The sequence below is a fragment of the Mesorhizobium sp. M7A.F.Ca.ET.027.03.2.1 genome, assembly GCF_003999175.1.
In the GTDB taxonomy this organism is placed as follows: domain Bacteria; phylum Pseudomonadota; class Alphaproteobacteria; order Rhizobiales; family Rhizobiaceae; genus Mesorhizobium.
Genome location: NZ_RZOM01000540.1, coordinates 1 through 4,089 on the forward strand (window position 1 = coordinate 1; position 4,089 = coordinate 4,089).

The 4,089-nt window shown below is 63.0% G+C and carries 5 protein-coding genes; all 5 read left to right on the plus strand.

Translation table 11 applies throughout. The features are described from left to right. Positions 1 to 1,005 (plus strand): ATP-grasp domain-containing protein (locus EN750_RS21680; protein ID WP_127397598.1); only part of this gene is annotated, 1,005 nt, incomplete at its 5' end. A gap of 9 nt (positions 1,006 to 1,014) precedes the next feature. Next, a complete protein-coding gene (locus EN750_RS21685) occupies positions 1,015 to 1,890 on the plus strand; it encodes a carboxyltransferase domain-containing protein (protein WP_127397599.1) in 876 nt (291 codons plus the stop codon). Beyond that, positions 1,880 to 2,851: a biotin-dependent carboxyltransferase family protein gene (locus EN750_RS21690; protein WP_127319973.1), complete on the plus strand. Its 972-nt coding sequence runs from the start codon at positions 1,880 to 1,882 to the stop codon at positions 2,849 to 2,851. The genes EN750_RS21685 and EN750_RS21690 overlap by 11 nt, the downstream gene beginning before the upstream one ends. Positions 2,852 to 3,100: 249 nt before the next feature. Further along, positions 3,101 to 3,853, plus strand: a complete 753-nt coding sequence (locus EN750_RS21695) for an ABC transporter ATP-binding protein (protein ID WP_127397600.1) — start codon at positions 3,101 to 3,103, stop codon at positions 3,851 to 3,853. After that, positions 3,850 to 4,089, plus strand: a 240-nt coding sequence (locus tag EN750_RS21700) for an ATP-binding cassette domain-containing protein (RefSeq protein WP_127397601.1), incomplete at its 3' end; no start/stop codon positions are given. The genes EN750_RS21695 and EN750_RS21700, both read left to right, overlap by 4 nt.

A 4,089-nucleotide genomic window follows, 5' to 3' on the forward strand; every position in this document is an offset into this window, starting at 1 on the left:
TCGGCCGCTGCCGCTGCGGGTGTCCCTGTGGTGCCTGGCTCGGCTGGCCGGGTCGAGGGCCTCAAGGCTGGCCACGAGGTGCTGACCGCAACCGGTTTTCCGGTGATGATCAAGGCGGCGGCAGGCGGCGGCGGGCGGGGCATCCGCATCGCCAACTCGCTCGCCGAGTTCGAACAAGCCTTTCCTCAGGCCGAAGCAGAAGCCCTCGCCGCCTTTGGCGACGGTGGCCTCTACATGGAAAAAGTGATCGGCAAGGCCCGCCATATCGAGGTGCAGGTGCTGGCAGACGGAAGCGATGCCATTCACTGCTATGAGCGGGAGTGCTCGCTGCAGCGGCGACGCCAGAAGGTTTGGGAGGAGGCGCCGTCGCGCGCACTTTCAGACAGGCTGCGCGAGGATCTCTGCGCTTCGGCGGTCGCTTTGGCCAAGGCGGTCAAATACTCTGGTGCCGGCACGGTAGAGTATCTTTATGACGATGAAGCAGATCGCTTTTACTTCATCGAGATGAACACCCGTATCCAGGTCGAGCACCCGGTCACCGAAGCGATCACCGGCATCGACCTCGTTGCGGAGATGCTTCGCATCGCCGGCGGCGAGAAGCTGCAGATTCGGCAAGGCGATGTCTCCGTCAAGGGGCATGCGATCGAAGTCCGACTCAATGCCGAAGACCCGGCGAAGGAGTTCGCTCCATTCCCCGGGCAGGTGGCCGAGCTTCGCATTCCCGGCGGTCCGGGCGTACGCTTCGATTCGATGCTCTACCAAGGCTATCAGGTGCCGCCCTTTTATGATTCGCTGCTTGCCAAGCTGATCGTGCATGCAGAAACGCGCGAGGCGGCGATAGTGCGCCTGATCCGCGCGCTCAACGAGTTGAAGATCGGCGGGCTCAAGACCACCAAGCCGCTGTTTCTTGCGCTGGCCGCCGATCCGGCGGTACGGGCGGGAGACGTGCATACCCGCTGGCTGGAAGGCTGGCTCATCGAAAACGCCGCAACATTGGCGGGTTAAGGAGGACCGATGTCGATACGATTCAACTTCGGCGGTGACGAACATATCTTCGGCGAGGTGTCCGAAGAAATGTCGCTCACCTCCTTCTTTACCGGCCTTTCGATGACCAACGCGGTGCGTACGGCAGGCATCCGAGGTGTCACCGAGATCTGCCCAGCCAACGCCAGCTTCCAGATTCGCTTCAACCCCGACATCGTCAAGCCGCAGGATTTGCTCCGCGAACTGAAGTCGATGGAAGAGGCGGCCTCGAAGGCGGACCCGGAGCTGAAGACCCGGATCATCGAACTGCCGGTTTATTTCCAGGATCCATGGACGCGTGAAACCTGCCTGCGCTTCCGCGAGCGCCATCAGGACCCCTCCTCCACCGATCTTGAATATTCGGCACGCATCAACGGCTACGCCACGGTGGAAGAGTTTATCACGGCCTATTCCGGCCAGCCCTGGTTCGTGTCCATGGTCGGCTTCGTCGCCGGACTCCCCTTCCTGTACCAGATGGTTGAGCGCAAGAAACAGATTCAGGCGCCGAAATACTTGCGTCCACGCACCGACACTCCCAAGCTCACCATTGGCCATGGCGGCTGCTTTGCAGCGATCTATTCGGTGCGCGGCGCTGGCGGCTACCAGATGTATGGCATAACCCCGGCTCCGATCTACGACCCGACCAGGAAGGTGCGCTACCTCTCAGATGATATGTGCCTGTTCAAGCCAGGCGACATCGTCAAGTTCAAGGCCATTGGCCGCGATGACTACGACGCCACGCTGGAGGAAATCGAAGCCAATCGGTGGCAGCCGACGGTTCGCGAGTGCACCTTCAGCCTGAAGGACTTCAACAGCGATATTTACGGCACCAATGCAAAGCTGATGGAGCTTATCAATGGCCGTTAAGGTAATCTCTCCCGGCCTCTCCACTTCCGTGCAGGATCTTGGCCGACCGGGCCACTACCATGTCGGCATTCCAGAAGGTGGCGGCATGGACCGCTTTGCCACACGCATCGCAAACCTGCTTGTCGGCAACGATCCGGGTGCCGCGGTGCTCGAAGCCACCTTCATGGGCCCCGAACTCGAATTCACCCAATCCGCGGTCGTCGCCGTCACGGGAGGAGAACTCCCCCCCAAACTCAATGGCGAGGAACGGCCGACCTGGGAAAGTTTTCCGGTGAAGGCCGGTGACCGGCTTTCCTTCGGCTTCCTCAAGGGCGGCGCGCGCGCTTATCTGGCCGTCTCCGGCGGTATCGACGTACCCGTGGTTCTCGGTTCGCGCTCGACTTACATTCTGGGCGCACTCGGCGGCCATCAGGGCCGCACGCTGAAGGCGGGTGATGAGCTTCCCCTCGGCGAGGGTTCCGGCAAAGCCGGTCTTTCACTGCCTGCAAATCTGCGCCGCGCGGGCAATAGTCCGGCGGAACTCAGAATGCTTCCCGGCATGTACTGGCATCGGATCACTGAAGCTGCCGGCACTCGGTTCTTTGAGGAAACCTGGAAGGTCGCACCCGAAGCCGACCGCATCGGCTATCGCTTCCGGGGTGGGACGCCGCTGGAATTCGTCGAGCGCGAGCAGCCTTTCGGTGCGGGCTCCGACCCCTCGAACATCGTCGATGCCTGCTATCCCTACGGATCCGTCCAGGTGCCGAGTGGCACGGAGCCGATCGTTCTTCACCGGGACGCGGTTTCGGGTGGCGGGTACATGATGCTGGGCGTGGTGATATCGGCCGACATGGACCTTATCGCCCAGCTCCAGCCGCACACCCCGGCGCGCTTCGTTCCGGTGACGCTGGAAGACGCGCTTGCCGCGCGAACCGAACAGCGCGCCGCGCTGGCGCGTGCTGAAGGGCATCTGGCCGGCTGACGTCAGCCGGGAAAATGCCGGCGGAGGAGCCGGTGGCGAGGAGATCGGCCGGCCAAAACCGACCGTGCGTGGCGGAAGACAAAATCCGGTGCGCGAAACGACAAGACGACGCCGGGCAACGGCGTGAATTTGGCACCCGAGCAGTCCGCTAGAGACCGCCGGAACCGACAGGGGAAGACATTTGCAACGTGACTGGCCGCAAGGCCGGATGCTTCGCGCCTTTCCGTCGGTAGAAAGAAGGAAAGGGTCATGAGTCATCTGAGCGCGGAGAACGTCTCGGTATCGTTTGCGGGGCTGAAGGCCCTGTCATCGGTAGACCTCCAAATTACGCCCGGCCGCATCAGTGGCCTCATCGGCCCGAATGGCGCTGGCAAGACCACGCTCGTCAACGTGCTGACCGGCTTCCAGGCACCGACGGAAGGCACCATCAAGCTCGACGGGGCAGCACTCACAGGTCTCAAGCCGCATCAGGTCCGGCGGCGCGGCATTGCCCGCACCTTCCAGGGTGGGCGGCTCTTCCGCGACCTGCCTGTGCTGGACAATTTGGAGGTAACCGGCGTTGGTCTGGGAATGAGCCGGCGCGCTGCCATCGCCGAAGCGGAAGCGATGCTCGACTGGATAGGCATCGGTGCGCTGGGCACCCGCATCGCCGGAACGTTGCCATATACGGACGAGCGCCGCGTCGCCATTGGCCGCGCCCTGATGGGACGGCCCGCGTACATCCTGCTCGACGAGCCCGCGGCTGGCATGAGCGCGCTGGAGGCGCGGGAGCTTTCGGCCCTGATAAGACATATCGCCAGCGATCTCGGCTGTGGTGTCCTGCTCATCGAGCACAATGTCGGGCTGGTGCTCGGCCTTTGCCAGCATATCGTCGTGCTCGATTCCGGAGCGATCATCGAGGAAGGCCCGCCTGCCGCGATCCGCGACAGCGAGAAGGTGCGCCACGCCTATATGGGCACGGCCACGAACACCGACCTGCCTGTGCTGGAGGCGATGGAATGAGCCTGCTCGCCCTTTCCGATATCACCATCCGCTACAGCCGTCTCACGGCGGTCCGAAATGTCTCCTTCTCCATGGACGAGGGAGAAATCCTGTTCATCACCGGCCCGAACGGAGCCGGGAAGTCTTCGCTGCTGCGCGCGATCGCCGGTGTTACGCCGGTGGCGGGCGGCCGGATCGACCTTGCAGGTCATGAGATCACCGGCCAGGCGCCGGAGAACATCGCCCGGCTCGGATTC

Bases quoted from the DNA above. Each gene is read 5' to 3' on its own strand.
- EN750_RS21695 (WP_127397600.1), top strand. From the start codon at position 3,101: ATGAGTCATCTGAGCGCGGAGAACGTCTCGGTATCGTTTGCGGGGCTG.
- EN750_RS21685 (WP_127397599.1), top strand. From the start codon at position 1,015: ATGTCGATACGATTCAACTTCGGCGGTGACGAACATATCTTCGGCGAG.
- EN750_RS21690 (WP_127319973.1), top strand. From the start codon at position 1,880: ATGGCCGTTAAGGTAATCTCTCCCGGCCTCTCCACTTCCGTGCAGGAT.